Origin of the sequence: Pseudomonas sp. 2VD (assembly GCF_005503585.1) — a bacterium.
GTDB classification, from domain to species: Bacteria; Pseudomonadota; Gammaproteobacteria; order Pseudomonadales; family Pseudomonadaceae; genus Pseudomonas; species Pseudomonas aeruginosa.
In genome coordinates, this window is the sequence record NZ_SCND01000570.1 from 1 (window position 1) to 2,344 (window position 2,344).

The following is a 2,344-nucleotide window of genomic DNA, read 5'->3' on the forward strand; positions in this document are numbered from 1 at the left end:
GACGTACAGGTCTGGGCACTCTTCGATCTGGTAGAGCGGGGTGGGACTGGGCATAGGAACCTCCTGGAAGGAGGAGCCACGCCGCCCTCGAGGGGCGGTGAAGCCCCTCGGGGGTGTAGTCCAACTGGTGCAGGGGAGCGTGGTGGTTACCGAACGCTCTTGGTGTGAGGATCGAAGCTCAGCCCATCGTCTTGGTGCAGCGGCCCTTGGCCGTTCAGGAAGACCTGGCAGAGGTACTGATCGCGTAGCGCGACAGCCGCTTCCGCCTGCTCCAAGGTCAGCGACAGCTCCTCGATGAACAGGTCGATGAGCTCGTCGTCGCCGGCGACGTCGTTGTTGGACAGTTGGTCCTCGAGGTAGGCGAGGGTTTCCTGGGTGAGGTTGGTGAACAGTGGGTTCATGGTGTGCTCCTGGTGGTAGACGAGGAGCGCCCTTGAGGGAGCCCCTCAAGGGAAGTGGTTGGTGCGGTCAGGCTTGGTGTTCTTGCGTCAGACGGTCTCGCCACTCCTGGTTGGTCTCATCGTGAGCCAGGTCCAGGAACTCCAGCGGACAGCCGTAGTAGAACGGGCCTGCTTTCTCCGGAATGGTCTTGTAGCCCCATTGCCCGGCCGAGCAGTCCAGCAAGTGCAACTCGATCATGGTGATCGAGTGACCGGCCGGCTTGCCGAAATAGAATCCGGCAAGGTGAAAGGTTCGTTTTACGACAGTCCAAAGTTCATTGCCGGAGACTGCGTGTGCCAGCACCTCGGTGCTGCCTGCGAAGGTACTGGTTGGGGCCAGCAGCTCACGCAGCAGGTCTTCCTTCGTCTGATGTGAGAAAAGCCATCCCATAGGTGTGCTCCTGTGGTTGGCCAGGTCTCCCTGACGGGAGAACCCGGCAGGGGTGGGTAGGGTGTTGCTTCAGCGTGTTGCGCGCTCAAGGCGCTGGAGGAGCCGGTAAGCTGTTTGCCTGGCCTGCCAGTCGCAGTACAACCAGGGCTCGTTGTCGGCCGCATGCTCCGGCGAAGGGGTCTTCACCCGCTCACGCAGTGCGATGATGGCCTGGTCGACGACGGATCGGTCGAACACTGCCGCGCGGAACTGGTCAGCCAGATTGTCCAGTCCGACCTCGCGCAGCGAGGCGCAAACCAGTAACAACTCCTCGCTGAAGCCTGGGGTGTTGTAGATCGATTTCATGCGGCCTCCTTGCGGGTCCACACCTGTTGTTTGAAGTCGAGCTCATAGCCCAGCGCGCCGAGTCGCACGCACTGTTGGCGTAGTCGCTTGCGGTCGACCGTGGTGTCCAGCTTGACGATTTCGCCTAGCGGCCAGACCGTCCCGAACAGTTCTGCATCCGCGTCTGTGTCCAGAGAGGCGGCCTGCTCTGCAGGAGCCGGAGGGTCCATACCGAAAGGCGCGTCGTCCCCGGTTGCGACGGGGCGCAGAGGCTTCGGTTTCTGGGGCGACTTCGGCGGTGCCGCCGGTGCGACAGTGGGTTGCTGGATCGCGGGCACTTCGTCGAGCGGATCGACCTCATTGCCAGAGAGGCGCTCTGCCTCCTCGTCGCTGAGGTTGTCCACGTCGTCCAGCGTCATGCTGTCCAGCTTGGCGCGGATCTCGACGACCAGCCGGCCGCCGGTGGTGTAGTACGAGGGACGGATCTCGGTGATGGCGAAATCACCGCGGTACTTGCCTTCGATGTGCTGGTCCAGGAGAGCGTCCTTGATGACGAACTCCCCGATCGAGGTCGAGAGCTTTCCCACGTTGAACTCGCCATTGCGACCGTTGATGGTTCGAATGGCCAACTGGCCGGGTATGTTGATCATGGCGTGACCTGCGAAAAGGATGATCCCGCCGTAGCGGGATCGTGGTGAGGGGAGAGCTACTCGGTATCCGGGTTGCCCGGGAGGCTTTCTTCCTGCAGCTCGATGCGCAGGTAGGAAGGCTCATCGGACGGCTCGACTATCGAGAGGACCAGCAGCGCGAGCGCGCGGTCCTGCCCCTCTTCCTCTTTGTGGTACAGGTGGAATTGGATGTGCTTCGCGGTCGGCTGGAGCGAAAGCTCCTGCCAGGCGGTTTGAACGACACTGGCCAGCCGGGTGCCCATCTCGTCGACCCTGGCAGGGTTTGCGAGATAGACCAGGCGCAGCCAGGCCGCGTTGGTGAGAACGATCGGGAGTTTGAGGTACGCAGCAGTGTGGCCTGCGCTGGAGTGGTTGTTGAGAGAGGTCATGAGAGGTCTCCGAATACGCAGGCCTCTCCCGCGGGGATGAGGTCCCCGCGTGGGTGGGTAGGATGCACTCCATCACTTGCGTGATGCGACCGCGCTGCCGAGTGCTGTGGCGGTCTTGGGTGGGTTTGCGCT

The 2,344-nt window shown here is 62.4% G+C and carries 5 protein-coding genes; all 5 read right to left on the bottom strand.

Features of this window, described 5'->3' with window-relative positions; genetic code table 11:
• Positions 1–146: 146 nt before the first annotated feature.
• On the bottom strand, positions 147–401 hold the full coding sequence (locus FFS27_RS31785) for a hypothetical protein (RefSeq protein ID WP_003117062.1): 255 nt from the start codon (positions 399–401) through the stop codon (positions 147–149).
• 67 nt (positions 402–468) lie between these two features.
• Positions 469–831 (bottom strand): hypothetical protein, encoded by a 363-nt coding sequence (locus tag FFS27_RS31790; RefSeq protein WP_003117061.1) that lies wholly within the window; start codon positions 829–831, stop codon positions 469–471.
• Between the two features lie 69 nt (positions 832–900).
• A complete protein-coding gene (locus FFS27_RS31795) occupies positions 901–1,176 on the bottom strand; it encodes a hypothetical protein (RefSeq protein WP_003117060.1) in 276 nt (91 codons plus the stop codon).
• Positions 1,173–1,805: a DUF3275 family protein gene (locus FFS27_RS31800; protein ID WP_003158170.1), complete on the bottom strand. Its 633-nt coding sequence runs from the start codon at positions 1,803–1,805 to the stop codon at positions 1,173–1,175. Before FFS27_RS31800 ends, FFS27_RS31795 begins: the two co-directional genes overlap by 4 nt.
• Before the next feature lie 56 nt (positions 1,806–1,861).
• The gene (locus tag FFS27_RS31805; RefSeq protein WP_003099791.1) at positions 1,862–2,212 is read right to left on the bottom strand and encodes a hypothetical protein; all 351 of its coding nucleotides are present in this window, start codon (positions 2,210–2,212) and stop codon (positions 1,862–1,864) included.
• Positions 2,213–2,344 lie beyond the last annotated feature (132 nt).